This is a genomic window from Flavobacterium sp. J27, from assembly GCF_004303025.1.
GTDB lineage: Bacteria > Bacteroidota > Bacteroidia > Flavobacteriales > Flavobacteriaceae > Flavobacterium.
Genome location: NZ_PJQW01000004.1, coordinates 129,015 through 154,464 on the forward strand (window position 1 = coordinate 129,015; position 25,450 = coordinate 154,464).

The following is a 25,450-nucleotide window of genomic DNA, read 5'->3' on the forward strand; positions in this document are numbered from 1 at the left end:
TAGTTTTAACTTCAAAAAACACCTTGAATTAAGATATTAAAAACTGGCACGCAGCCTAAAACCTTAAAAACACAAGTAATAAAAATCCTATTATACATTTAAATAATAGGATTTTTTTTAAAAGTTAGTTATAACAGCAAATTAGTTCTTATGTAAGTAAGAATAAATTTCATCTTTTTTGTGTACGCGTTCCATGCGTAAACTGTTTAATACATCATCAGAAGCTGGTTCAGCATCAGTTTCAATACGGTAAATTTGATGATCCACTGCATCATATTCTTCAAAAAGCTTTTTAAAATGGGCATCCTCAATTTTTAATTGATGTATTTTGTTTTCAAATTCTGGAAAATCAATAATTAATTGGTGTTTTACTATCATAGGAAATGCTTTTATTTCTATTCAAAAATAGAAGTAAATAAGTAGCTATCACATGATAAATATCATTCAGAAATAAAATAATAAATGGTAGTAATGTATTCTAAAAGGGGAAATAAAATGAATGTATTATAATATAAAAACGTTAGTTCCCTTTCAGTCTAAGGAATAGTTTTTCTAATAATTCGCTATAATTGTCAGGTTGTTTTTGCACCAAAGTATAGCTTCCATCCTCATTAAAAATTACAGGGAAAAAGAATTCTGCTTGCCCATTCTTAATCGCTATTGGACCAAATTTTGTTCCATAAATCATCATTTTTCCGCCTTCTTCACGAGCTAAAGCATAGCCTTCCGTAAAGTTAAAAAAAGGCGCTAAAGCTTCTATTTTTTGTTTGCTTTCTAAAAAGGAAACATTGTTTTTTTCGTAATGAAAAGAAAGTGTTTTTTTAGAATCAAACAAACTATAATCGGCAAAATAAAACCCTTCTGTAGTTTTAACAATTCCTTGCCAAAGTATCGTATTAAAAGGAGTAGGCACAATTTTTAATTGGGTATATGCAATCTGTTGTCTTTCTAATTCCTTCTTAAAATGGTGACGAACATACAAATTGGTTACTAAACCAAATACTAAATAAGCAGTTGATAAAGCTAAAGACCCTTTTATAACTAAAGCTCTTTTAGAATTTTGATTCTTCATAAAAAGCAATATAATACAACCTATTAATAACCAAATCGTGTACAATGGATCGATAACAAATACATTATCCAAACTATAAAAAGAGGTACTTAAAGGGTATAAAATACGTGTGCCATAAGTGGTACAAATATCTAGTAATGGATGCGTAAATAAGGCTAAAAAACTGGCCCAAAACCAAGAGAGATAGGGAGTTTTATATTTATGTGAAAACCATTTAGCAAAGAGTAAACTTAATAGTAATGAGAAAAAAATAGAATGTGAAAAAGCTCTATGTATGGCTAATTGCTGAATAGGGTCGAAAAAAGAATTCAGTAGGACATCTAAATCTGGAATAGTGCCTAAAATGGCTCCATATAGTAAAGCTTTTTTACCAATTTCTTTATCTTTTACCAATGCAAATGTTGCTGCTCCTAAAACAATTTGTGATAATGAATCCATAATCGAGAGTTAGTAATTATACTTTTTCAATTTCACAAATGTAAGGCAATACCTTAATTTACCCTAGTTAGTCATTGACAAATTAAAGTTAAAATTCAAGTAGTTTGAAATAATAAAAGACAGTAGGTTTTAAGCTACTAATTGATTAATCTGTTCTGCTAATTTTCGGTCTTTTTCTGTAACAGTGTTGCCAGCATCATGAGTGGTAAGTGTAATCTCAACTTTGTTGTACACATTTTTCCATTCGGGATGATGATTCATTTTTTCTGCTAAAAAAGCCACTTTAGTCATAAAAGCAAAAGCTTCTATAAAATTTTGAAATTCAAAGCTTCGCTGTAAACTATTATCAATTTCTTTCCACATGTTTTTGTTTTTACCTAAAGATACAAAAAAAACAAATGTAATTTTTAAACAGGCTCTGCGTATAAATCAAATTCAGTAGCGTCTGTGATTTTTAATTGTACAAAATCACCAGTTTTTAAATAATGCTTAGAAGCTTCAACTAATACTTCATTATCCACATCTGGACTGTCAAATTCGGTTCTACCAATAAAGTATTCTCCTTCTTTTCTATCGATAACACATTTGAAAACGTTACCAATTTTTTCCTGATTTAATTCCCAAGAAATTTGAGCTTGTATATCCATAATTTCTGTAGCACGTTGTTGCTTAATTTCATCTGGAACATCATCAACCAAACTATAGGCATGGGTATTTTCTTCGTGAGAATAAGCAAAACAGCCTAAACGTTCAAAACGCATTTCAGTTACCCAATTTTTTAAAATTTGAAAATCTTCTTCCGTTTCTCCAGGATAACCTACAATTAATGTAGTACGAATAGCCATTTCTGGAACTGCTTTTCTAAAATCTTTTAATAAATTAGTTGTCTTTTCATAGGTAGTTCCTCTTCGCATCGATTTTAAAACGCTATCCGAAATATGTTGTAATGGAATGTCAATATAATTACAAATCTTAGGTTCGCGTTTCATTAAGTCTAATACTTCCATTGGAAAACCAGTAGGAAAAGCATAATGTAAACGAATCCATTCGATACCTTCAACTTTCACTAAAGCTTCTAATAATTCGGCAAGATTTCTTTTTTTGTAGATGTCAAGTCCGTAATAGGTTAAATCTTGAGCGATTAAAATTAATTCTTTTACTCCGTTTTTAGCCAATTTTTCAGATTCAATAACTAATTTTTCAATAGGAGTTGAAACGTGCTTTCCTCTCATCAAAGGAATGGCACAAAAACTACAAGGTCTATCACAGCCTTCCGATATTTTTAAATAAGCATAATTTTTTGGTGTAGTTGTTAAACGTTCTCCAATTAATTCGTGCTTGTAATCGGCACCTAAGGCTTTTAAAAGTAGTGGCAGTTCAGTAGTTCCAAAAAACTGGTCTACATTAGGAATTTCTTTTTCTAAATCGGGTCTGTATCGTTCAGATAAACAGCCAGTAACAAATACTTTGTCTACTAATCCTTGCTCTTTTTTGTCAGCATATTCTAAAATCGTATTTACCGATTCCTCTTTTGCATTATCAATAAAACCGCAGGTGTTAATCACAATAATGTTGCCTTCATCTTTTGTTGCTTCATGAGTAACTTCTTTGCCATTAGCTTTTAGTTGTCCCATTAAAACTTCACTATCATACACATTTTTAGAGCATCCTAGTGTAATTACATTGATTTTATTTTTCTTTAACGATTTGGTTCTCATATGCTTAAATTTCAATCGAAGATTTAGGGCGCAAAATTACGTAAAATTATTTATTAGAAGCATTAGGCTTGTGAGTTTTTTAAAAAGTTTGTTTCTGCTTTTCAAACTTTAAAGATGTTATATGTTAGATATGTGCCTTTAAAAGCGAGAATAGTTTTATCAAGACAAGATAAAACATTTGAGCAAAAAAAATCCTTCCGTTAAGAAGGATTTCGAATAAATACTTACCGTAATTGCATCATTAAAAATTAATAGAGTAGGTAAGGGTAACATTATTTTGTCTGGTTCTGATTCTTGCAGTATCATTCATACCTGAAGAAACAAAACTTTGATTGTAATTTCTATCACTATGTGAATAGGCTAAATCTAATTTGCTTTCTCCGAAATTAAAGCCAACACCTCCAGAATAACCTGTTAAGTCACCTAGTGCATAATCTACTTTATACGGACTTTCATCAAATCTGTAACCTGCTCTTAAGCTAAATTGCTTGATTCTATATTCGCCACCAATACGCAATTCTAATGCCGTTTTTAAATTATCGGCCATAAAAGAATTAATGCCGATATAGGCAGGATCATTACTTGGCGAAAATTTAGTAATACTATAATCTTTAAAAGAAGCATCAATACTGATTAAACCTTGCTTGTTAAAAATATAGGACGCACTACCAGTAATTTTTTGTGCAGTTTGTAATTTGTAAGTTGGATAGACATTCAACACATTTGGGTCATAATAGTCTACATACACGTCGGGTCCATCATTTGAAACGGCTCTTATTCTTTGCGATAACTCATCATTTAAACGATACCAAGTAGGAGATTCATAAGCAAAACCTAGTCTAAAATTATCAACTGGTTGGTAAATAGCCCCTAAATTGAAAGAGAAACCACCACCATAAGTGTATAAATCATTGCTAAATCTAATTTGCTCTACTCCAATATTTGGATCGTTGTTGTTTCTTTCAAAAACGGTTGAATTTCTTACATAATCTGTAAAATGAGCATTAAGGTTGATCCCTAAATATAATTTGTCTTTGTAAGAAGTGGCAAAATTAACAGTTAGTTTTCCATTATAACCAGTACTTACCATATAATTTTCCTGATAAAAATTACCCGGTGGAATGTTACTGGTATAGGTGTCTGGAGAGTCTGGATCAAAAAGATAGGTGTTGTAGCCTAAATAAGCTTGTTGTTCAGCAAAGCTTAATTCAGAATAGGTATAATTATCTAATACACTAACAGGAATTCCTTGAGCGAAATTTAAAAAGTAATTCCCAATGGTGTTACTTGGATTAGTTCCAGCAGAAAATAAACGATTATCAAAATTATTTGTGTTTTCATAGTTTAAAGCAACGGCAAATTTTTTCCAATCGTTACCTGTATTATTGTTATCTACGAAAACAAAAACAGCTCCTAATTGATTTAAATCTAGTGTGCTGTAATTTTCGGATGTTCTTGTACCAAAATAATTAGAATTATTATTGGTGTTAAAGCTACTGGCTGTTATGGAAGCCATATTATGATTAAAAATAGCCGAACCAGCAGGATTAATATTAATTGCAGATAAATCACCTCCTAAAGAACCGAAAGCACCGCTCATTGCTCTAAAACGGGCCGTTCCAGTTAAATTGTCTGTTGAGTAACGCAAGGCGTCTTCAACAGTTGTTTCTTGACTCATTCCAAAATAAAAAGAAGAGAGTAAGGCTAGTATATAAAACTTTTTCATATGTGTTGATTTTTTTTAGAATTCACACATGTAATTCTCATTAGTAATACACAAAAGGATTCTTAACTTTTACAGTTGTGTAATTACAAATGATAAATTCATAGCAATTTGATTCTGTTTTTTTAGATTTATTTATTTTTAACTTGATAAGTAAATATTATCCTCTTCCACCTCTTCCACCACTAGAGCGACCGCCACCACCTCCAGATGATCTTCCACCACCATAAGAGCCACCTGAGCTTCTTGATGGGCTATAACTACCTGACGAGCGAGTTGATGATGAACTTCTCGGTGTTGAGTAATTGTTAGATCTTGTAGAGCTATTTCTTGGTGTAGAATAGGAATTTCTTGTGCTTGAAGAATTTCTTGTACTAGAATAAGTGTTTCTAGTTCCAGAATTTCTAGTTCCATTAAAATTTCTCGTAGATGTACTGCTTCTCCTTGCGCCGCTATAATTGTTGCTGTATCGGTTACCATTAGAACTATAATAGCTAGAACCACCTCTTCTCCCAGAGTTGTAAACTACATTTCTTCCTCCTCTATTATAGTAGCCATTGTAACCGTAATATCCATAATAGCCTGAATAGTATGGAGAATAATAACCGCCCCATCCAGGTCCATACCAAGAATTCCAGCCCCAGCCCCAACTAGGTCCGTACCAAGAATTCCAACCCCAAGAAGCACCATAATAGGGATAGCCCCATCCCCAATTTGAGCCGTACCAATTGTTCCAACCAATTCCCCAATATGGAGAATACCAATTGTTCCAACCCCAATTGTCATAATAATTAATAGTTACATTGCTAGAATTACTTCCCCAACCAGCATATTGAGAATTGGTATCATAATTTCTGTATACAGTTACAACAGTATCGTTGTTTTCTGACGAATAATCTTCTACATCTGTAAAATAGGTGTAGTCATCTTGCATGTTTCTAAACTGTTCTGAATACTTGTTCGATTTTTCAATGTTTTGTTCAGAATATTTATTGTCAACATTAGCTTCGTATCTTTGGTCTGAACCATAAACGCCATCATTATCATAATACGATGAGTTTTGGTAAGAACCACAAGAAACTAATATTACACTTAGAATTCCTGTAAGAGAAAACAAGTGAAATTTTCTTAAAAATGGTAGATAAACTTTCATAACGTTTTTTTTTATTGTTGGACTTCACAAAAATAGTTAGTTTTGCGTAACTTTTAGTTAAAATAAATATAAACAAAATTTATGCCAAAACCTAGATAATGAGTAAAAACTTAACAACAAGAGCAGAAGATTATTCAAAATGGTATAACGAATTAGTAGTTAAAGCTGATTTGGCCGAGAATTCAGGAGTTAGAGGATGTATGGTTATTAAACCATATGGATATGCAATTTGGGAAAAAATGCAAGGAGAATTAGATAGAATGTTTAAAGAAACAGGACATACTAATGCCTATTTTCCTCTTTTTGTCCCGAAAAGTATGTTTGAGGCGGAAGAAAAAAATGCAGAAGGATTTGCTAAAGAATGTGCTATTGTAACTCATTATCGATTAACTAATGATCCAGAGAACAAGGGAAAATTGATTGTTGATCCAGAAGCAAAATTAGAAGAAGAGCTTATTGTAAGACCTACGAGTGAAGCTATTATTTGGAGTACTTATAAAGGATGGGTGCAATCTTATAGAGATTTACCTCTTTTAATTAACCAATGGGCAAATGTGGTTCGTTGGGAAATGAGAACTCGCTTGTTTTTAAGAACGGCAGAATTTTTATGGCAAGAAGGACATACAGCTCATGCAACTCGAACAGAAGCTATTGAAGAGTCTGAAAGAATGATGAATGTGTATGCTGATTTTGTACAGAATTTCATGGCAATCCCTGTGGTAAAAGGATTGAAAACAGAATCAGAACGATTTGCAGGAGCAGAAGAAACTTACTGTATTGAGGCATTAATGCAAGATGGAAAAGCATTGCAGGCTGGTACATCTCATTTTTTAGGACAAAATTTTGCAAAAGCTTTTGATGTAAAATTTACAAGTAAAGAAGGAAAACAAGAACATGTTTGGGGGACATCGTGGGGAGTTTCAACCCGATTAATGGGGGCTTTAGTCATGACGCATTCAGATGATAATGGTTTAGTTCTGCCTCCAAATTTAGCACCTATTCAAGTAGTTATTGTGCCAATATATAAAACTGAGGAACAGTTTGAGGTTATTTCCCAAGAAGTGAATGAGTTGGTAAAAGCATTGCGAAAACTAAATATTTCAGTTAAGTTTGATAACAGAGATACACATAAACCAGGATTTAAATTTGCAGAATGGGAATTGAAAGGAGTGCCAGTTCGTTTAGCGATTGGTCCAAAAGACTTAGAAAATGGAACTTATGAAGTAGCTAGAAGGGATACTTTAACAAAAGAGGTGGTAGGTAAAGAAGGAATTGAGGTCTATCTTCAAAACTTATTAGAAACCATTCAGAGAGATTTGTTTTCACGTGCTATTGATTATAGAACGCTTCATACAACCGAAGTAAATACATTTGATGAGTTTAAAGATATTTTAGAAAATAAAGGAGGGTTTGTTTCCGCACATTGGGATGGAACACCTGAGACAGAAGAAAAGATAAAAGACCTTACTAAAGCAACAATTCGTTGTATTCCTTTAGATCGAGTAGAAGAGGCTGGAAAGTGCGTATTTACAGGGCTTCAGTCTAAAGGAAGGGTGCTTTTTGCAAAAGCATATTAAAAAAAAATAAAAATTTTTCGAAAGTTACTTGCAGGAATAAAAAAAAGTTGTAGTTTTGCATCCGCATTCGAGAAATAATGGTCCGTTCGTCTAGGGGTTAGGACGCCAGGTTTTCATCCTGGTAACACGGGTTCGATTCCCGTACGGACTACAAAATTAAGCTCAATGGCCCGTTCGTCTATCGGTTAGGACGCCAGGTTTTCATCCTGGTAAGAGGGGTTCGATTCCCCTACGGGCTACAAATTAGTTGTGAAATAGTTTTATAAAATAAAACTTTAGTGTCTCAAAGTCTTATTTTATTAGTTAAAACCAAAGTGATTATTGAATGTAATTGTGGGAGGTTTTTCTTTTTTAACTAGTAGTTTATAACAATTATTACAATTAAAAAAAGAACAAAATGGCAAATCATAAATCTGCTTTAAAGAGAATTAGAAGTAACGAGAAAAAAAGAGTATTAAATAGATACCAACACAAAACTACTCGTAATGCAATCAAAGCTATTCGTTTGGCTACAGATAAAGCAGAAGCTTCAGCTAAATTATCTTCAGTAATTTCAATGATTGACAAATTAGCTAAGAAAAATATTATTCATAGTAATAAAGCTTCTAATTTAAAATCTAAATTAACGAAGCATGTAGCATCATTATAATTTAATAATTATAATTAAAAAATAACAGAAAGCTCTCAATTTGAGAGCTTTTTTTTATATTATATTTATGTTATTTGTAATTTACTTATTTCATATGTAGTGTTTTATCCAAAAAAATACCTTAATTTTGCACCTTCAAAAAAATAGTTAAATGACGTCTATTAGAAACATCGCAATTATTGCACACGTTGACCATGGTAAGACTACATTGGTTGATAAAATTATGTATCACTGTCAATTATTTCGTGAAAACGAAAATACAGGTGATTTAATCCTTGATAATAACGATTTAGAGCGTGAGAGAGGTATTACAATTACATCTAAAAATGTATCTGTAATTTATAAAGGAACTAAAATTAATATTATTGATACACCAGGTCACGCTGATTTTGGTGGAGAAGTGGAACGTGTACTTAATATGGCTGATGGTGTTTGCTTATTAGTGGATGCATTTGAAGGACCTATGCCTCAAACACGATTTGTATTACAAAAAGCAATCAGTTTAGGACTGAAACCATGTGTGGTAATTAACAAAGTTGATAAAGAAAACTGTACACCTGAAGAAGTTCATGAAAAAGTTTTTGACTTAATGTTTGAATTAGGAGCCGAAGAGTGGCAATTAGACTTCCCAACGGTATATGGTTCTGCTAAAAACAACTGGATGTCTGATGATTGGAAAAATCAAACAGAAAACATTGAACCTTTATTAGATATGGTTTTAGAAAATGTTCCTGCGCCTAAAGTTTCAGAAGGAACACCTCAAATGTTGATTACATCTTTAGACTTTTCAAGTTTTACTGGACGTATTGCTATTGGACGTTTGCAAAGAGGCGTTTTAAAAGAAGGAATGAATGTTTCTTTGGTAAAAAGAGACGGGAAAATTATAAAAACAAAAATTAAAGAGTTACATACTTTTGAAGGGTTAGGTCGTAAAAAAGTTACAGAAGTTGTCGCTGGAGATATTTGTGCTTTAGTTGGTTTAGAAGGATTTGAAATTGGTGATACTGTTGCTGATTTTGAAAATCCTGAAGCATTAGAAACTATTGCAATCGATGAGCCAACAATGAGTATGTTGTTTACCATAAACGATTCACCTTTCTTTGGTAAAGAAGGTAAATTTGTAACGTCTCGTCATATTAAAGATCGTTTAACAAAAGAATTAGAGAAAAATTTAGCATTGCGTGTACAAGAAACGGATAGTGCTGATAAATTCTTGGTTTTTGGTCGTGGTGTACTTCACTTATCGGTTTTAATTGAAACGATGAGAAGAGAAGGATATGAGTTACAAATTGGACAGCCTCAAGTAATTATTAAAGAAATAGATGGTGTAAAATGTGAACCAATTGAAGAATTAACTATCGATTTACCAGAAAATTTATCGGGTAGAGCTGTAGAATTTGTGACCATTCGTAAAGGTGAAATGTTGAGTATGGAACCAAAAGGAGAGCGAATGATTATTAAATTTAATATTCCTTCTCGTGGAATTATTGGTTTACGTAATCAATTGTTAACCGCTACTGCTGGTGAAGCTATTATGGCGCACCGATTTATTGAATATCAACCTTATAAAGGTGAAATACCAGGACGTTTAAGTGGTTCTTTAATTTCTATGGAGAATGGAAAAGCAATTCCTTATTCGATTGATAAATTACAAGAACGTGGTAAATTTTTCGTTGACCCTAATGAAGATATCTACGAAGGTCAGGTTATTGGTGAAAACTCTCGTGGTGATGATATGGTGGTTAATGTAACTAAGACTAAAAAATTAACAAACGTTCGTTCTTCTGGTGCAGATGATAAAGCAAGAATTATTCCTGCAATAAAATTCTCTTTAGAAGAAGCATTAGAATACATACAAAAAGATGAGTATGTTGAAGTTACTCCTAAATCGTTACGTTTACGTAAGATTTATTTAAATGAGAACGACAGAAAACGTTTTAAAATGTAAATAAATTATAAACTGCCTTGAAAAAGGCAGTTTTTTTATATAATACAACTATTATGAAAGTAAAATTAAAATATGGTATTGATCAATTGTTGTTTGGGATGAAACAAAATGATGTGGAGTCTATTTATGGAAAACCAAACAAACAATACATCGATGAAGAAGATAATATTGTATATGTTTACAATGATTCTAAAATGCGTTTAACTTTTTATGATGAGGAAGAGTTGCGCTTAGGATATATTACTTCTACCAATGAAAATTTAGAACTATTTGATGCAAAGATTATAGGTAAATCTTGGAATACAGTGAAAGAATTACTTCACAGTAACAAGCTGAAAGATTTCGAAACTGAAATTGTTGACGGAACTGAAAATTATTTCTTTGAAGATTCTTGGCTTTTTGTAAATGTGGATTATGATCAAGTTTTTAAAATTGAAATAGGAGCAGTATTTACAAATCAAGATGAATTTGATTGGAAATTCTAAGCTACTGTTGTAAATTAAATAGATCAAAAAAGCCCTCTAAGAGGGCTTTTTTAATTTTGATTAATATTGTTTTTTTCAAGTATGGTATTGAAGGTGTCTAAATTATTCTTGTTTTTAAATTCGGTATATAACATTTGTATTATTTTTTCTGCATCAGAACGATAGGGCGATTTTTGCTGAATGTATATTACATATGCTTTACACATATTGTCTAGAGCTTTTTCAAAATCATTTAGGTTTTGAAAATAGATTAATCCAATACCATAAAAAACTTCTGGATTATCCTGTTGAATATCTCTTAGTCTTTCATAGGCTTTAAGTGCTTTTTTGTATTCTTTTTTATAGGAATACGCTATGGCAATATTTTGTAAAGGCATTAATCCATTTGGATCTATCTTTAAAGATTTTTCATAAGCTTTAATAGCATTATCAAATTGATTTAATTTTCTATAACAAACTCCCATATTGTCATATGCAAAAGCAAAATTCGGGTCAACGGTTACAGCTTTTTTATAGAAACTAATCGCTTTTTCGTAATCTTCAGCATCATAGGCATCTAAACCATTATTATAATATTCTATTGCTAAGGGATTATTTGATAACGATTTATTATTTAATTTGTCATTAACCGCAATTTTACTTTTCAAAGCAACACAATTATTCACTAAATAGCGCTCTAAATCATAATAAGCTTCTTTATATTGTTCTGAATCAGGATTGGAAGCAATAACTATATCTAAATCTTTTTGTTTTGTTTTTGTACTATCGGTAATCGTTTCTGTGTCTATTTCTAAATTTAAAATTTGTACTCCTAATTGATAAGCTGTAACTTGTTTGTCAATACAAACATTTATCTCTGAAGCGATAGAATCGGTTATTTTGTTTGCAGTACTTATGGAATCAATACATTGACAGGCATTTTCAGCTAATTCTTTTAAAAAGCCATTTTTATCGAATTTAAAAGTGTTTTTCTTTTCTTTTTCTTGGGAAAATAAAGACTGCAAAACACAGAATACAGCAATTAGAAGAAATTTATTTTTCATGATACTTTGGGTTAAGAAAATAAAAATATCATTTAAATATGAAATAAAAAAATTATTCGATTACCATTTCTTTTAATTGACTTCTGTATTTTTCAAGAATCATGGTCTTATTAATGAAGCCAATAAAAACACCATTTTTAAACACAGGTAAGAGGGAAGTGTCTGTTTTTTCAAATTTATCTAAAACACATTCAATATTTTCATTATGTCGTATAATCTCTTTTGGTGCCTGCATAATTTCATGAGTGGAAGTGTATTTCACTTTGAAAGCCGAAAAAATTATAGTTCTTATCTTGTGATCATCCAAATTTATCAATCCTAATAATTCTTTCTTTTCATTTAACACAGGAAAAACAGTATCGTCTGAATATTTAATAATTTCAACCAAATTCTCCAAAGAGTTGGATTCAGGAATTGCTTTATAATTGGTTAAAATAAAACTTGAAATATGTAATGAAGTAAGTATGTTTTTGTCTTTATCATTGGTAAAAACTTCTCCTTTATCTGCCAAGTGTTTAATGTCAAAAGAATAAGGTTCAAATCGTTTGGAAATAGCAAAGCTAACAGAAGAAACAATCATTAAAGGTACCATAAGGTTATAACCACTGGTTATTTCTGCTATTAAGAAAATGGCAGTTAGTGGTGCATGAAATAAACCACTTAAAACACCAGCCATACCAACTAATGTAAAATTACTAACTGATAAGTGTTTTGTAATTCCTAATAAGTTAGATAATTGAGCAATAAAAAAACCTAAGTAAGAACCCACAAATAGGGAAGGTGCAAAATTACCTCCATTACCACCGGAACCTAGTGTTAAACCTGTTGCATATACTTTAATCATCATCGTGATACCTACAAAGAATAAGAGTATCCATTGGTTTGATTTAAAATCACTCAATAAAGTATTTTCTAGTATTTTTCCTGGATTTGCATTCGCCAAGGTTTTAATACTCTCATATCCTTCACCAAATAAAGAAGGAAATAAAAAGATTAATCCAGCTAATATTGCAGCGCCATATAATGCTCTTCGATATTGTCCCATTTTTAAATTTGAAAAGTGGTGTTCTACTTTTCTAAAAATTCGAGAATAATATATCGACATAAACCCAGACAAAAGTCCTAAAATAATATATTGTGGAATATTATGATAATCAAAGTCTTCTCCTTGCTTAAAAACCAGAAGAATGTCTTCATTTAAAATGATTGTTGAAACAAGAGCACCTGTCGCTGCACTAATCATAATTGGAATAAAGGCTGTTATACTAATTTCTGCTAAAACAACCTCTATAGCAAATAGCACACCCGCTATTGGTGCATTAAAAGCTGCAGCAATTCCTGATGCTACACCACAAGCTAAAAGTAAGGATCGATCTTTATATGTTAATCGATAGTTTTGAGCATAATTACTTCCAAAAGCAGCACCTGTTATGGTAATAGGAGATTCTAAACCAGCGCTTCCTCCAAGTCCTACCGTAAACGAACTAGTTAAAATTTGAGAATACATTTGTTTTACCGGCATTATACCTCCTTTTTTTGCAACGGCATACATAATGTGAGATGTCCCTTTTTGAATTGATCCATCTAATAGTTTTTTTACAATAACCACTGTAACAAGTATCCCTATAATTGGTAAAATACTATTACTATATGGTAAATGCAATAAGTTGTTGAGATATTGAGCAAAATTATAAACTAAGTGGGCAAATGCTTTTAATATGATTACAGCTAATGCAGAGGAAATTCCTACCAAAACACATGAAAAATAAATAAATTGTCTTGGAGTTAATAGCGATTTTAGAATAAAAACTAATCGTTCTAATTTTTTGAAGCTTCTGCCTAATAATTGAAGAATTGATTTTTTTTTCTGAACAGACATTAGAAAATTTAAAATTTATGCGAAGTTAGGGTATAAATAAAAAATACGCTAATCATTCTCCATTTTTTCTATAGCCATTTTCTGAATATCTTTAAAAAAAAGAGTAAATTCTATTTCAAAATCTTCATAAAATAATTGTAACTCTTCTACAGCATATTGCATTTTGGAATTGAACTTTGTTCTGTAATCCATCTGATATAAAATTTTAGCTATTCCATCAATACTGGCATAACTTAATAACCAATTTTCTCTAACCATAGAAGGAAACATTTTCTGAATGCGTACAGTAAGAATATCAAAATGCTGTTCTAATAATTGGTAAAAATCAAAAACATATTTCTCTAAAGGTATTTTGCTATAATTTAACCAGTTTTTTGCCAAAAAATGATCGTAAAAAATATCCATAATAACTCCAGAATAATGCCCATATCGATCATGTAGACGGTGTTTACTTTTTCTAAAAACAGGATGTAAATCTGTAAATGAATCGATAGCCCGATGTAACAAAATGCCCTTTTTTATATGCTCTTGATATTTATTGTAATTGTCACCTTTAATACTGTCGGCCATAAAATTCCCGATTTTTATAAAATCATTATCTCCTGAAAGGTATATGTGTGCTAAAAAGTTCATGGGCAAGATATGGGGTATAACTTTAAATTAAATTTAATATTATTCGTAAATATAGTAAAATTTGTTAAGTTTTTTTTTCAAGATGAACTCTCTTATCTTTGCGTTATTAATACTAAAAAATAATATGACCTTAATAAAATCAATCTCAGGAATTCGTGGCACTATTGGAGGTAAAGTAGGAGATAATCTTACACCAGTTGATGCCGTTAAATTTGCCTCGGCTTACGGTACATTTTTAAAACAAAATAACAGTTCAATTTTAAAGGATAGGAAATTAAAAGTTGTTATAGGAAGAGATGCAAGGATTTCGGGACCAATGATTCATAATTTAGTACAGAATACATTAGTAGGTTTAGGAATAGATGTCATCGATTTAGGATTGTCTACCACTCCTACAGTTGAAATTGCAGTGCCTTTGGAAAATGCGGATGGAGGTATTATTTTAACAGCATCCCATAATCCAAAACAATGGAATGCTTTAAAGCTATTAAATAAAAAAGGTGAATTTTTAAATGGAGAAGATGGTGCAACCATTTTAAATATCGCTGAAGAAGAAGCTTTTGATTTTTCTGAAGTAGATCATTTAGGTGAAGTAATTGAGAATTCTTCTTATATGGATATTCATATTGACGAAGTTTTAGCCTTACCTTTAGTAGATGTTGAATCTGTAAAAGAGAAACAATTTAAAGTTGTGGTAGATGGTGTGAATTCGTCTGGAGGCATTGTTATTCCTAATTTATTAGAACAAATGGGAGTGGAAGTTGTAAAACTATATTGTGAGCCAAACGGATATTTTCCTCATAATCCAGAACCTTTAAAAGAGCATTTAGGAGATATTTGTAAATTGGTTGTGGAAGAAAAAGCAGATTTTGGGATTGTTGTTGATCCAGATGTAGATCGATTGGCTTTTATATCCAATGATGGTGAAATGTTTGGAGAAGAGTATACTTTAGTAGCAGTAGCAGATTATGTTTTAAGTAAAACCAAAGGAAATACGGTTTCTAATATGTCTTCTTCAAGAGCCTTACGCGATATTACAGAAAAACATGGAGGGCAATATCAAGCTAGCGCTGTTGGTGAAGTAAATGTAGTAACATTAATGAAAGAAACGAACGCTATCATCGGTGGAGAAGGAAATGGAGGTATTATTTACCCAGAAAGTCATTATGGAAGAGATAGTTTAGTAGGTATTGCTTTATTTTTAACTCATTTAGCACAACAAAATATTTCTGTTGCAGATTTAAGAGCAAGTTTACCACACTATTTTATGAGTAAAAATAAAATTGAATTAACACCTCAAATAAATGTCGATTTGCTATTGAAATCGATGACTGAGAAATATAAAAATGAAGATATTTCTACCATTGATGGCGTAAAAATAGATTTTCCTACTGAATGGGTTCATTTGAGAAAATCAAATACCGAACCCATTATTCGTATTTATACAGAAGCACTTTCTCAAAATGAAGCAGACGTTTTAGCTGAGCGATTTGTATCAGAAATAAAAGAAATAGCTGGAATTTAATTCATTCATTATAAAAGCCGTAAGCAATTACGGCTTTTTATCAAAACCTTTACGGGTCATTTCTCCCCAAGAATGACTTCCTTTAATTTTTTGCCAGTTCCCTTTTAATGCAGCATAAATTAAGAAAGGATGAAAGATAAAAGGTTCTAAAATGGCTGCCCAAACTAGTTTGAAAATATCTTTTATAGATTCGTATTTTTTAAATGTAGCCTCTTCTGAATAAATTGCTAAAAAAGAAAAAAACAAAGCAAAAACATAGACAAACAAGACTAATAGAGCAAAAAAGCTCCAACTGATAATACCTAAAAACGCCATTAAAAGAGTGATTAATAAACCCGTAAGTTCTATAATAGGTGCTAGATACTCATATAATAGCCAATAGGGGTAACTTACTAATCCCAAAATCTTATATTTTGGATTTAAAAACATACGACGATGTATCCAAAGTGTTTCCATGGTACCTCTTGTCCATCGACTTCTTTGTTTCCCTAAAATTTCGTATGATTCAGGTGCTTCTGTCCAACATAGTGGATCGGGGATAAATTTAACAGTATAAGGTAGCTTGTTTTCTACCATGTAGCGACGCATGCGAACCACTAATTCCATATCTTCACCTACCGTTTTGGTATTATAACCGTTTACTTTTAATACAATTTCTTTATCAAACATGCCAAAAGCTCCGCTAATTAAAAGCAGGCCATCTAGTTTTTCCCAAGCCATTCTTCCTAATATAAAGGCTCTTAAATATTCTAAAACTTGTATTCTTGCTAAGAGATTATCTGGAACATGAACTTTAATTAATTTGCCTGCTTTAATTTCACAGGAATTAGCAATTCTAACCACTCCACCTGTAGCAATAATTCTTTCTTTTCCAGTTTCTAAAAATGGTTTTGAAAGTTTTAGTAAAACATCTTTTTCAATAATGCAATCCACATCGATACACATGACGTACGGATTTTTAGAAAAATTGATTCCTGTGTTTAATGCATCTGCTTTACCACCATTTTCTTTATCAATAATAATTAATTTGGAATAGGTAGGGTTTTTAGAAACATATATTTTGCGAACGTTTTTAGTCTTAATTTTTTCTATATAAGGATCTTTACATTCTTCTAAATCAAATGAAGTCAATAATACTTCCATAGAATTGTCTTTGCTACCATCATTAACAACAATTACGTCAAAATTGTTATATTGGATAGAAAGTAATGAGAGGATGTTCTCTTTAATTGTTCGTCCTTCATTATAAGCTGGTGCAATGATTGATATTTTCGGAGCATCATTAAAAGCTAATAAAGACTTATAAGGTACTAAACGGTTTTTCTTTAAATATTGCTTTAAAGAATAAGCAGAAATTACAGCCAAGATTAAATACGATAGCATCACTGTAAAAGCAAAAGCTAAAATAAAGGTATTAAAAAAGGCAATGTCTGTATTTAACCAACTAATTTCTGTCATGTAAAGACTAATTATAAAATTTAATAATTCGAGTTGCTAAAACTTGTAGCGATTTGTTTTTTGAATTACGAAGTACTTCTATTTGATTGTCATAAGGAACTTTGTTGTTTTTTATAACTGAAAGAATTAATGCTTGTGACCATTCATCTATAATGATATTAAATTTTTTTAAATGAGTTACAGCAGCAATACCATTAAATTTAATCAGAGCAATAATAGCTTCTATAGCAATTTTTTGGTTTAAATTGGTAAGTGCTTCTTGTATTAAAGCTATAGAATTTCTGTCTTTCAATGTGGATAAATCTCTAATGGCCTCTATTTTATGTTTCCAAAATGTGGCATGCAATTTTTTCCGAGAATATTCAATAAGATGAGTTCGAGTTAAAAAATCTAGTACTTTATCTTGTATGGTACCAGAATAGTTTTGATGCAACACGATACAATATTTTATGGCTAATTTTTGAAATAGTATCTTTTTAGCATTTGGATTTTGTATGAAATCGGCAATAGTTTCTTCATTATTGTTAAAAACAAAATTTAAAACAGCGTTTTCTATTTGAGCTTCATATTCTTTTTTTAACAAAACCATATTTATTTTTAATTGCCTTTTAATTAAAGTAATCAGTAATGTAAATACAGAACCTACACCAAAAAGAGCAATTAGAGCGAGTAAAACCCTAAGTTCAGTTTCCTGATCAAGAATAGATTGTATAAAGAGTATTCGCATTAAAAATGATAGGTTATGTTAGCTTGAAAATGAATTTTATCTCGGAAATAATCTGGTGAAACTTCTTCTCTTTCAAATTGAATGTTGGGTGAAAAAGCAAAAGTTTCTGTAATTTTAAATCGTGAAACCAAACCTATTCTGTAATTTGATACTTTAGAAAAATTGTTATTTGTATAATAAAAATAAGGAGCGCTTCCATGCATTAATTCTAATTGAATATAAGTATCTTTTTCATCAAACTTTTTTCTTAATCCTACATAATGTGAAAAGGTTCCTTTGGTATGATCATGGAGAATATAAAAACTTCGATACATAATTTTGTAAGTATCTATAGTATAACCAATGTGTCCTGTTGTAATAGTAACGTTATTATAGGTGTCAAAAAATAATTTTTTACCACCTAAAGAAACGGTAAATTGCTTGTCTTCATGAAAAATTTCTGCACTTACCTTATAGTTTGGAAATAAAACATCATTTGAAATTCCAAAATTCAATAAAGCATACTTTTTTTTGGAAAGTTTTGGGTACCAATCGATTTCATATTGTAGTGCCTCTAAATTAGATAAAAACGAATAATTTACACGACCTATTATGGTATGTTTATTTAATTTATGACCATATTCTAAACTCGTTAAATACCATATTGGGAAATCGTTATGTAAGGTATTTGTTTGTAAATAACCTAGGGTAATGAAATTTTTCTTTTTACGTGTAATTTCACTTTTTAAATAGGAAATAGTAGCTCTGTTTTCATCCGTTATTTTAATTTGAGAGACACTGTTTAGCGCTAAATCGGCTTCATTCAATTCGGTATACGCAATGGTTTTTTGCATATAATAAAATTCAGTATTCTCATATTTTGATATACCAAAATTACAAAGTTCAATTACTTCATTATATTGTTTTCGTTCTTGTTGAATCTGAATTTTTAAGCGAAGTATTTCTTCATTAGTTTCTATTTCTGGAATTTCAGAAACTTTATCAAAAGCTTTATTTTTCTCATTATTCCAAAAATATACTTGTGCTAATTTAAATTTAATATCACTAGATTTTGGATATTCTTTTTCTAAATTTTGAAGCGCAGTAATACTTTCTGTCCAGTTTTTCTGTTCTATTAAGTTATTAATTTTATTTAGAGCTTCTTCTTGACTAAAAAGAGAAGGTGTCATAAATATAAAGAATACTAAAAGCCACCATTTCATAATAAGACTCATTCTTTTACACTTTTTTAATGATACGTTTCATTCTTTGCAATAATACGGAAGGACTAAAAGGTTTTACTATGAAATCATCGGCACCTAATTCTAAAATTTCCATTTCGGTTTGTTCTACACTCGATGCTGTTAAAACGATAACAGGAATGTCATACTTTTTTTTTACTTCAAATACAATTTGTTTTCCGCTAGTAAAAGGTAGGTTTAAGTCGGTAATTATTAAATTGATGTCGTTATGATTTTCATTGATAAAATGCATACCTTCTAGTCCATTATCAAATTCATGGACTTGGTAATCATTTGATTTTAAAAAAAAAGCTAATGACTTTCTTAAGATATCTTCATCTTCAATAAGTACCAATTTCATTTTTGATCGTTTTTAATTCTTCAATTATTTGTTTTATTTGTTTTCGGATAGGATTTAAAACCTTAATTGCATTGGATTCAAAATCTAAATCTGAAGTGTTTTCAATAGTTTCTAATTCCTTTGCATAGATACTAAACATTCCAAAAGAAGTCTTTATTTTATGTGCACTTTTTCTTATAGAATCATAATCTTTTTTTATGGTTGCTTTTTGTAAAGAAATTTCAAAGTTATTGAGTTGTTCTTCAAACGATTGAATCAATATTTGTAATTGCTCAGTGTCATTTCCAATGTATTCTTTTAAAGAGTTTAATGAGATTAAAGGATTCTTTTTTTTGTCTTTTTTGTCTTGATAAAAGTAAATTGAAAGCAATTCAAATAATTCTTTTTTTGAAAATGGTTTAGACAAATAATCGTTCATACCAATATTAATGCACCGTTCTTTCTCATAAATAAGAGAATTAGCCGTCAAAGCAATAATTGGTGTATTAAGTTTTAATTCTTTTCGAATCATTGCTGTGGTTTCATAACCATCCATTAGAGGCATTTGTAAGTCCATCAAAATGATATCGTAGCTCTTTTCTTTGAGAAGGTCTAAGGCTTCTAAGCCATTGTTTGCAATAGTTAGAGTATGATTGGTTTTTTCAAAAATGGTTGTAATCAATTTTTGATTCAGTTCATTGTCTTCACATAGAAGAATATGCTTAGAAATAGCTTCTGTAATTGCTGTTTTAGTGGTTGTGTTTAAAAGGTTTGTTTTTTCATCGCTTATCTTATATGGAATAATAAATGTAAAAGTAGTGCCTTTATTTTCTTCACTAACAACTTCAATAGTGCCATTTTGCATTTCTATTAATTCTTTGGAAATACTTAAACCTAAACCTGTTCCCTCAAACTTTCTAGCAGTAGAAACTTCCGCCTGAGAGAAACGATCAAAAATAGCTTCTATTTTCTTTTCATTAATACCAATTCCAGTATCACTTACTGCAAATTCTAAATAAGAAAGATTTTTTTCTTTTTTAAGTAAACTAATACGTAGTTCAACTTTTCCTTTTTCAGTAAATTTAACGGCATTTCCTACAATATTGATTAAAATTTGATTTAACCTGTTTTTGTCACCTAATAAATCATTTTCAACATCAGAATCAATAGAATATAAGAATTTTAAATTTTTTTCACTCGCTTTTAATTTCAACGTGGTAAAAACATTGGAAACAATTTCTCTTAATTGAAAAGGAGTTTCATCTATTTGAAGCATACCCGCTTCAATTTTGGAAATATCCAGAATATCATTAATAATATGTAATAAACCAAGACTAGCAACTTTAATGGAATTTAAAAAATCCATTTTTGAATTGTTTTCTTCTATCTCAATTAAAACATCTGTAAAGCCTAAAATAGCATTAATAGGGGTTCTAATTTCATGACTTACTGTTGCAATAAATTGGTCTTTTTGTTTGTTTAAATAATCAGAAACATTCTTTGCATTTTCTAGATCTTTCTGCCCTTGAATTCTATTAGTTACATCCTGACAAACTAAAATTATTTTTTCAATTTTACCTTCAATATTTTCAATTTTGATAAAGTTAGTCTGAATCCATCGCGTCAGATCAACATTGTTTTTAAATTGGAACAAATGATTCTTTTGTTCTATTAAATGAGATAAATTTTCGGAATTAATTTCGATATCAAAGAAATCGGAAATGTTTTTATGAATTAAATGATTTGATGTTAGTTCTAAAATTACTGAAATTAGCTTATTTGTCTTTACAATTTTTCCATTAGTGTCAATTTCTATAATGCCATTTGTGTTAGAAATGGAATCGTAAAACATCTTTATTTCTTCAGAATTTTTTTCAATTATTTTTTGAGATTCAATCTCTTTTTCTTTTACTAATTCCTGTAATTCAGAAATAAGTTTATCATTTCTTTTTTTTGCTTCTAATAAAATCATGACTTGTTCGGAGATGATTTGCAAAGCAATTTTTTCTTTCTCAGAGATTTTTTTAGGCTTTAAATCAGCAACACACAAGGTGCCAATATTATACCCTAAGCTACATTGAAGCGGTATACCCGCGTAATAGCGTATCCCATCTTCTGGAGTAACATTTGGATTGTTTTTAAGTAATTCATTTTTAGTTGTATCTTCTACTTCCCATAGTTCATCCTTTTCTATGGTATATTGACAAAAGGTAACCTCCTTTGGCATTTCTTCTGCGTCAATACCTATTTTGGCTTTAAACCATTGTCTTTTATCATCAATTAGAGATATTAAGGCTATTGGAGTTTCGCAAATAATAGATGCTAATTGCGCTAATTTGTCAAATTCTTTTTCCCTTAACGTATCTATTACGTTGTATGAGAGTAATGATTTTAAGCGTTTTATCTCTTTTTCTTCTTTGTTCATATAGCAATACTACTAAGTGAAATAAATATAATCATTTTTTTAGGATTAACAATTTGATTTTTTGAAGATATTCTTTTTAAAATGGATTGTAAAAAAATGTGTTATAGGTAAAAAAAGCACTGCAATGCAGTGCTTTTTCTTAATGTTTTTTGCCTTTTGCTTTTCCTTTACTTTTGTTTTTCTCCTTTTTAGGTTTTTTATAGGCAATAATATGTTTCTCATTATATTGGTAAGGAGTGTGTCCACCAATTTCTAATTCTACTTTACGAGCTGTATTTAAATTGATACTACCAAAAATGGATGGTACTGAAACAGAAACAGACCAATTGCCATTATTGAGATACAAATAGACACCTTTCTCAATGTCGTAATAAAAATTTTGATCAGGAAAATAAATATGTTTCGTTTTCGCTCTGTATCCATGTGCAGGTGCCCATGGAGGAGGTCCTTGTGAAAATAGATCTTGCGGAACAGAAAATAAAAGTAGTAAAGCAAAAATGGCTAATAGTTTTTTTGTTTTTAATGGGGAGGTTTTCATACTGTTTTTTGTTAATTAATGAACGCAAATATATTAAATAACTAATATGGATGACTAGATATTGTGCCTTATTTACGCTTTTTTAGAGAAATAAATGTTTTTTTAAAAAAAGAGAAAAACAGGGTAGGGTTTTCTTTTTTTCAACTGTTTTAATAAGACATCTAAACGAAAAAGGCTTTTAAGTAAGCCAAAAAACAAAACAAACAAAAACAATTTTTTATGAGAACAAGACTATTCTTAATTATTGCAATTACATTATTTAGTTTTACAAATTTGTCGGCACAAGATTGCGATGGTTTTACAACTTTTACCATTGGCGGATGGGGTTCAAAATGTCATGGACAAAATCCAGGTTGTTACAGAGATACTTTATTTGATTTAGCTTTTCCAAACGGTTTAACAATAGGTTGTGGAGACAACGTATTATTGCTTACGTCTTCAGAAGCGGTTCAAGATTTCTTGCCTTCAGGTTCTACACCAAGAGCTTTAGAAGAAGGCACTATGATAGATCCTGGAAGAACTTACAGAAATGTACTAGCAGCTCAATTAGTAGGAGTTACTTTAGCTGTTGGTTTTGATGAGTATGATGAAGATTTTGGTTTTAATTACCAATACTTTGCAAATTTAATAATAGCAGAAGGTTCTTTTGAAGGTATGTCTGTTTATGATTTTCTAGAATTAGCTAATAGTGCTATAGGAGGTTGTATTACAGGCTATTCTTTTAGTGAATTAAATGCTGCTGCTACAGCGATTAACGAAAATTATGATGGAGGAAACTCAAATAATGGTTATTTACTTTGTCCTGATGATATCTATACAGAAAAATCAGTAGCAGTTTCAGTATATCCTAATCCTATGGTACATGATGCTACTCTTGATCTTTCTTTTAATTATGATACTTCTGTTACTGTAACAATGTACAATTTGAATGGACAATTGGTAAACGAAGTGTATGCTGGAAATTTAAAATCAAATCAAAAAGAAAGTGTTGCAATTCATACAAATACGTTAAAACCAGGAGTGTATTTTGTAACTATAAAAACAGATAAAAACATTGTAAACAGAACGATTACCGTTGCGAATTAATTGGTATGAATTCTGTTTCATAAAGAGATAAAGAATTTTTTTTTTCATGTTTCTGGAATATTTCTATGAATGAGTTAGTGTTCATTTTTTGAACAAAAAAATAAAATAGATGTATTCTTGAATTTTATAAAGAGTATCTTTGTTAAAAATAACAAAGATGCTTTTTTCTTTTATAATACCTGTATATAACAGACCTGATGAAATTGATGAATTGCTTCACAGTATTGCCCAATTAGATTATGAAGATGAGTATGAGGTAGTTGTAATAGAAGATGGTTCAACCATTATGTGCAACTCAATTATAGATAAGTATAGTGAGAAAATAACTATTTCTTATTATTTTAAAAATAATTCTGGTCCTGGAGATTCTAGAAATTTTGGTATGCAAAAAGCAAAAGGAGACTATTTTATTATTTTAGACTCAGATTGTATTTTACCAAAAGACTATTTAAAAACAGTTTCAAGCGCATTGGAACTAGATTTTGTTGATTGTTTTGGTGGCCCCGATAAAGCTTTGGAATCTTTTTCAGTTATTCAGAAAGCCATTAATTTTTCAATGACTTCCTTTCTAACCACAGGAGGGATAAGAGGAGGAAGTGAAAAAGTGGATAAATTTCAGCCTAGAAGTTTTAATATGGGACTTTCTCAAAAAGCTTTTCAAGCTTCTCATGGCTTTGGTAATATTCATCCTGGAGAAGATCCGGATCTTTCTATTCGACTTTGGAATTTAGGTTTTAAAACAAGACTAATCAAAGCGGCTTATGTTTATCATAAACGCAGAATTGATTGGAGAAAGTTTTATATACAAGTAAATAAATTTGGTAAAGCTAGACCTATTTTAAATCATTGGTATCCAAAATATGCCAAAATGACCTTTTGGTTTCCTTCTTTGTTTTTATTTGGGTTTTTATTCAGTGTCATTTTGTTCTGCTTTGCAATGCCCTATTTGTTTTTTACCTTTTTGGCTTACTTTGGAATAATTTTTGTAAGTTCATTACTACAAAATAAAAATACAATAATTGCGTTCTATTCTATAATAGCAACAGCTATTCAGTTTTATGGATACGGTTTAGGATTTGTAAAAGCATATACAAATATATTTTTATTGAAGAAGGAGCCAGAAATAGCACATCCAGAACTTTTTTTTAAAAAAACATGACAAGAATAATTGGATTAACAGGCGGAATAGGTAGTGGAAAATCTACCGTTGCAAAGTATATTGCTTCTAAAGGTGTGCCAGTTTATATAGCTGATGATGAAGCAAAAATAATTATGTCTAATGATAAAGTAATTCATGAAATCCAAAGTTTATTTGAAGAAAATGTGATTCTAGAAAATGGGCAATTAGATAGAAAAAAAATAGGGACTATCGTTTTTCAAAATCCAGATTTATTAAAAAAATTAAATGGTATAGTACATCCAAAAGTAAAAGAACATTTTGATAATTGGCTTGCAAAATATAAAGACGCTTCTTTTGTAGTAAAGGAAGTGGCTATTCTTTTTGAAACGGGAGGAGAGAAAGCTTGTGATAAAGTTATTTTGGTTACCGCACCAGAAGATGTCAAAATACAACGCATCATAAAAAGAGATGCAATTAGTAAAGAAGAAATTATAAAAAGAATGAAAAATCAGCTTTCGGATGAAGAAAAGTTAAAGAAAAGCGATTTTGTTGTAACAAATGTTAAATTAAACGACACATTTAAGAAGGTTGATGAAATTCTTAATTTTTTAAATATATCGTAAAAAATGACATTAATGTTAATCTTTGGTTAATGTTTTCATAGGCTAAATGTTAAAATACTAATTTTGTATT

General features: G+C 30.3%; 23 protein-coding genes and 2 tRNA genes. 10 read left to right on the forward strand and 15 right to left on the reverse strand.

Going from position 1 to position 25,450, the window contains the following annotated elements; all coding sequences use genetic code 11:
• Positions 1 to 141: 141 nt before the first annotated feature.
• The 6 genes from CX675_RS06975 to CX675_RS07000 form a co-directional block, all read right to left on the reverse strand.
• A complete protein-coding gene (locus CX675_RS06975; RefSeq protein WP_130734508.1) occupies positions 142 to 378 on the reverse strand; it encodes a YdcH family protein in 237 nt (78 codons plus the stop codon).
• Between the two features lie 142 nt (positions 379 to 520).
• Complete coding sequence (locus CX675_RS06980; RefSeq protein WP_130734509.1) at positions 521 to 1,510, reverse strand: metal-dependent hydrolase; 990 nt, start codon at positions 1,508 to 1,510, stop codon at positions 521 to 523.
• A 129-nt stretch (positions 1,511 to 1,639) separates the two neighbouring features.
• Positions 1,640 to 1,873: a 4a-hydroxytetrahydrobiopterin dehydratase gene (locus tag CX675_RS06985; RefSeq protein ID WP_130734510.1), complete on the reverse strand. Its 234-nt coding sequence runs from the start codon at positions 1,871 to 1,873 to the stop codon at positions 1,640 to 1,642.
• A gap of 44 nt (positions 1,874 to 1,917) precedes the next feature.
• Positions 1,918 to 3,228, reverse strand: a complete 1,311-nt coding sequence (gene rimO / locus CX675_RS06990) for a 30S ribosomal protein S12 methylthiotransferase RimO (RefSeq protein ID WP_130734511.1) — start codon at positions 3,226 to 3,228, stop codon at positions 1,918 to 1,920.
• 241 nt (positions 3,229 to 3,469) lie between these two features.
• Positions 3,470 to 4,954, reverse strand: a complete 1,485-nt coding sequence (locus CX675_RS06995) for an OmpP1/FadL family transporter (protein WP_130734512.1) — start codon at positions 4,952 to 4,954, stop codon at positions 3,470 to 3,472.
• Positions 4,955 to 5,111: 157 nt separating this feature from the next.
• Positions 5,112 to 6,104: a hypothetical protein gene (locus tag CX675_RS07000; protein WP_130734513.1), complete on the reverse strand. Its 993-nt coding sequence runs from the start codon at positions 6,102 to 6,104 to the stop codon at positions 5,112 to 5,114.
• 98 nt (positions 6,105 to 6,202) lie between these two features.
• Between CX675_RS07000 and proS the strand changes: the two genes are divergently transcribed.
• From proS to CX675_RS07030, 6 genes are all read left to right on the forward strand, one after another.
• Positions 6,203 to 7,681 (forward strand): proline--tRNA ligase, encoded by a 1,479-nt coding sequence (gene proS, locus CX675_RS07005; RefSeq protein ID WP_130734514.1) that lies wholly within the window; start codon positions 6,203 to 6,205, stop codon positions 7,679 to 7,681.
• A 79-nt stretch (positions 7,682 to 7,760) separates the two neighbouring features.
• Positions 7,761 to 7,832, forward strand: a tRNA-Glu gene (locus CX675_RS07010).
• 16 nt (positions 7,833 to 7,848) lie between these two features.
• Positions 7,849 to 7,920: transfer RNA gene (locus tag CX675_RS07015), tRNA-Glu, on the forward strand.
• A 158-nt stretch (positions 7,921 to 8,078) separates the two neighbouring features.
• Entirely contained in the window at positions 8,079 to 8,330 is a 252-nt protein-coding gene (gene rpsT / locus CX675_RS07020) for a 30S ribosomal protein S20 (protein ID WP_130734515.1), read from the forward strand.
• A 151-nt stretch (positions 8,331 to 8,481) separates the two neighbouring features.
• A complete protein-coding gene (gene typA / locus CX675_RS07025) occupies positions 8,482 to 10,278 on the forward strand; it encodes a translational GTPase TypA (protein WP_130734516.1) in 1,797 nt (598 codons plus the stop codon).
• A 53-nt stretch (positions 10,279 to 10,331) separates the two neighbouring features.
• Positions 10,332 to 10,763 (forward strand): hypothetical protein, encoded by a 432-nt coding sequence (locus CX675_RS07030; RefSeq protein WP_130734517.1) that lies wholly within the window; start codon positions 10,332 to 10,334, stop codon positions 10,761 to 10,763.
• A gap of 50 nt (positions 10,764 to 10,813) precedes the next feature.
• Here the strand turns inward: CX675_RS07030 and CX675_RS07035 are convergent, their stop codons facing one another.
• Genes CX675_RS07035 through CX675_RS07045 form a run of 3 tightly spaced genes read right to left on the reverse strand, consistent with a single transcriptional unit; the run spans position 10,814 to position 14,318 of the window.
• Entirely contained in the window at positions 10,814 to 11,806 is a 993-nt protein-coding gene (locus CX675_RS07035) for a tetratricopeptide repeat protein (RefSeq protein WP_130734518.1), read from the reverse strand.
• Between the two features lie 52 nt (positions 11,807 to 11,858).
• On the reverse strand, positions 11,859 to 13,685 hold the full coding sequence (locus CX675_RS07040) for a chloride channel protein (protein WP_130734519.1): 1,827 nt from the start codon (positions 13,683 to 13,685) through the stop codon (positions 11,859 to 11,861).
• 48 nt (positions 13,686 to 13,733) lie between these two features.
• Complete coding sequence (locus tag CX675_RS07045; protein ID WP_130734520.1) at positions 13,734 to 14,318, reverse strand: ACP phosphodiesterase; 585 nt, start codon at positions 14,316 to 14,318, stop codon at positions 13,734 to 13,736.
• Between the two features lie 124 nt (positions 14,319 to 14,442).
• On the opposite strand from CX675_RS07045, the gene glmM reads away from it, so the two are divergent.
• Positions 14,443 to 15,843 (forward strand): phosphoglucosamine mutase, encoded by a 1,401-nt coding sequence (gene glmM / locus CX675_RS07050; RefSeq protein ID WP_130734521.1) that lies wholly within the window; start codon positions 14,443 to 14,445, stop codon positions 15,841 to 15,843.
• A 27-nt stretch (positions 15,844 to 15,870) separates the two neighbouring features.
• Here the strand turns inward: glmM and CX675_RS07055 are convergent, their stop codons facing one another.
• From CX675_RS07055 to CX675_RS07080, 6 genes are all read right to left on the reverse strand, one after another.
• The gene (locus CX675_RS07055; protein WP_240723607.1) at positions 15,871 to 17,301 is read right to left on the reverse strand and encodes a glycosyltransferase; all 1,431 of its coding nucleotides are present in this window, start codon (positions 17,299 to 17,301) and stop codon (positions 15,871 to 15,873) included.
• 7 nt (positions 17,302 to 17,308) lie between these two features.
• Positions 17,309 to 18,028: a hypothetical protein gene (locus CX675_RS07060; protein WP_130734522.1), complete on the reverse strand. Its 720-nt coding sequence runs from the start codon at positions 18,026 to 18,028 to the stop codon at positions 17,309 to 17,311.
• Entirely contained in the window at positions 18,028 to 19,242 is a 1,215-nt protein-coding gene (locus CX675_RS07065; RefSeq protein WP_130734523.1) for a YaiO family outer membrane beta-barrel protein, read from the reverse strand. Before CX675_RS07065 ends, CX675_RS07060 begins: the two co-directional genes overlap by 1 nt.
• A gap of 4 nt (positions 19,243 to 19,246) precedes the next feature.
• On the reverse strand, positions 19,247 to 19,609 hold the full coding sequence (locus CX675_RS07070; protein ID WP_130734524.1) for a response regulator transcription factor: 363 nt from the start codon (positions 19,607 to 19,609) through the stop codon (positions 19,247 to 19,249).
• On the reverse strand, positions 19,590 to 22,013 hold the full coding sequence (locus CX675_RS07075; RefSeq protein ID WP_130734525.1) for an ATP-binding protein: 2,424 nt from the start codon (positions 22,011 to 22,013) through the stop codon (positions 19,590 to 19,592). The genes CX675_RS07070 and CX675_RS07075 overlap by 20 nt, the downstream gene beginning before the upstream one ends.
• A 139-nt stretch (positions 22,014 to 22,152) precedes the next feature.
• Positions 22,153 to 22,551, reverse strand: coding sequence for a hypothetical protein (locus tag CX675_RS07080; RefSeq protein ID WP_130734526.1), 399 nt, complete (start codon positions 22,549 to 22,551; stop codon positions 22,153 to 22,155).
• A 219-nt stretch (positions 22,552 to 22,770) separates the two neighbouring features.
• On the opposite strand from CX675_RS07080, the gene CX675_RS07085 reads away from it, so the two are divergent.
• The 3 genes from CX675_RS07085 (at position 22,771) to coaE (ending at position 25,380) form a co-directional block, all read left to right on the forward strand.
• On the forward strand, positions 22,771 to 23,637 hold the full coding sequence (locus tag CX675_RS07085) for a T9SS type A sorting domain-containing protein (protein ID WP_130734527.1): 867 nt from the start codon (positions 22,771 to 22,773) through the stop codon (positions 23,635 to 23,637).
• A 157-nt stretch (positions 23,638 to 23,794) separates the two neighbouring features.
• On the forward strand, positions 23,795 to 24,796 hold the full coding sequence (locus CX675_RS07090) for a glycosyltransferase family 2 protein (protein WP_130734528.1): 1,002 nt from the start codon (positions 23,795 to 23,797) through the stop codon (positions 24,794 to 24,796).
• Entirely contained in the window at positions 24,793 to 25,380 is a 588-nt protein-coding gene (coaE, locus tag CX675_RS07095; RefSeq protein ID WP_130734529.1) for a dephospho-CoA kinase, read from the forward strand. Before CX675_RS07090 ends, coaE begins: the two co-directional genes overlap by 4 nt.
• Positions 25,381 to 25,450 lie beyond the last annotated feature (70 nt).

Excerpts from the sequence above, each read along its gene's own strand:
- CX675_RS06975 (WP_130734508.1), bottom strand. The coding sequence starts at position 378 with ATGATAGTAAAACACCAATTAATTATTGATTTTCCAGAATTTGAAAAC.
- CX675_RS06980 (WP_130734509.1), bottom strand. The coding sequence starts at position 1,510 with ATGGATTCATTATCACAAATTGTTTTAGGAGCAGCAACATTTGCATTG.
- CX675_RS06985 (WP_130734510.1), bottom strand. The coding sequence starts at position 1,873 with ATGTGGAAAGAAATTGATAATAGTTTACAGCGAAGCTTTGAATTTCAA.
- rimO (WP_130734511.1), bottom strand. The coding sequence starts at position 3,228 with ATGAGAACCAAATCGTTAAAGAAAAATAAAATCAATGTAATTACACTA.
- CX675_RS06995 (WP_130734512.1), bottom strand. The coding sequence starts at position 4,954 with ATGAAAAAGTTTTATATACTAGCCTTACTCTCTTCTTTTTATTTTGGA.
- CX675_RS07000 (WP_130734513.1), bottom strand. The coding sequence starts at position 6,104 with ATGAAAGTTTATCTACCATTTTTAAGAAAATTTCACTTGTTTTCTCTT.
- proS (WP_130734514.1), top strand. The coding sequence starts at position 6,203 with ATGAGTAAAAACTTAACAACAAGAGCAGAAGATTATTCAAAATGGTAT.
- rpsT (WP_130734515.1), top strand. The coding sequence starts at position 8,079 with ATGGCAAATCATAAATCTGCTTTAAAGAGAATTAGAAGTAACGAGAAA.
- typA (WP_130734516.1), top strand. The coding sequence starts at position 8,482 with ATGACGTCTATTAGAAACATCGCAATTATTGCACACGTTGACCATGGT.
- CX675_RS07030 (WP_130734517.1), top strand. The coding sequence starts at position 10,332 with ATGAAAGTAAAATTAAAATATGGTATTGATCAATTGTTGTTTGGGATG.
- CX675_RS07035 (WP_130734518.1), bottom strand. The coding sequence starts at position 11,806 with ATGAAAAATAAATTTCTTCTAATTGCTGTATTCTGTGTTTTGCAGTCT.
- CX675_RS07040 (WP_130734519.1), bottom strand. The coding sequence starts at position 13,685 with ATGTCTGTTCAGAAAAAAAAATCAATTCTTCAATTATTAGGCAGAAGC.
- CX675_RS07045 (WP_130734520.1), bottom strand. The coding sequence starts at position 14,318 with ATGAACTTTTTAGCACACATATACCTTTCAGGAGATAATGATTTTATA.
- glmM (WP_130734521.1), top strand. The coding sequence starts at position 14,443 with ATGACCTTAATAAAATCAATCTCAGGAATTCGTGGCACTATTGGAGGT.
- CX675_RS07055 (WP_240723607.1), bottom strand. The coding sequence starts at position 17,301 with ATGACAGAAATTAGTTGGTTAAATACAGACATTGCCTTTTTTAATACC.
- CX675_RS07060 (WP_130734522.1), bottom strand. The coding sequence starts at position 18,028 with ATGCGAATACTCTTTATACAATCTATTCTTGATCAGGAAACTGAACTT.
- CX675_RS07065 (WP_130734523.1), bottom strand. The coding sequence starts at position 19,242 with ATGAGTCTTATTATGAAATGGTGGCTTTTAGTATTCTTTATATTTATG.
- CX675_RS07070 (WP_130734524.1), bottom strand. The coding sequence starts at position 19,609 with ATGAAATTGGTACTTATTGAAGATGAAGATATCTTAAGAAAGTCATTA.
- CX675_RS07075 (WP_130734525.1), bottom strand. The coding sequence starts at position 22,013 with ATGAACAAAGAAGAAAAAGAGATAAAACGCTTAAAATCATTACTCTCA.
- CX675_RS07080 (WP_130734526.1), bottom strand. The coding sequence starts at position 22,551 with ATGAAAACCTCCCCATTAAAAACAAAAAAACTATTAGCCATTTTTGCT.
- CX675_RS07085 (WP_130734527.1), top strand. The coding sequence starts at position 22,771 with ATGAGAACAAGACTATTCTTAATTATTGCAATTACATTATTTAGTTTT.
- CX675_RS07090 (WP_130734528.1), top strand. The coding sequence starts at position 23,795 with ATGCTTTTTTCTTTTATAATACCTGTATATAACAGACCTGATGAAATT.
- coaE (WP_130734529.1), top strand. The coding sequence starts at position 24,793 with ATGACAAGAATAATTGGATTAACAGGCGGAATAGGTAGTGGAAAATCT.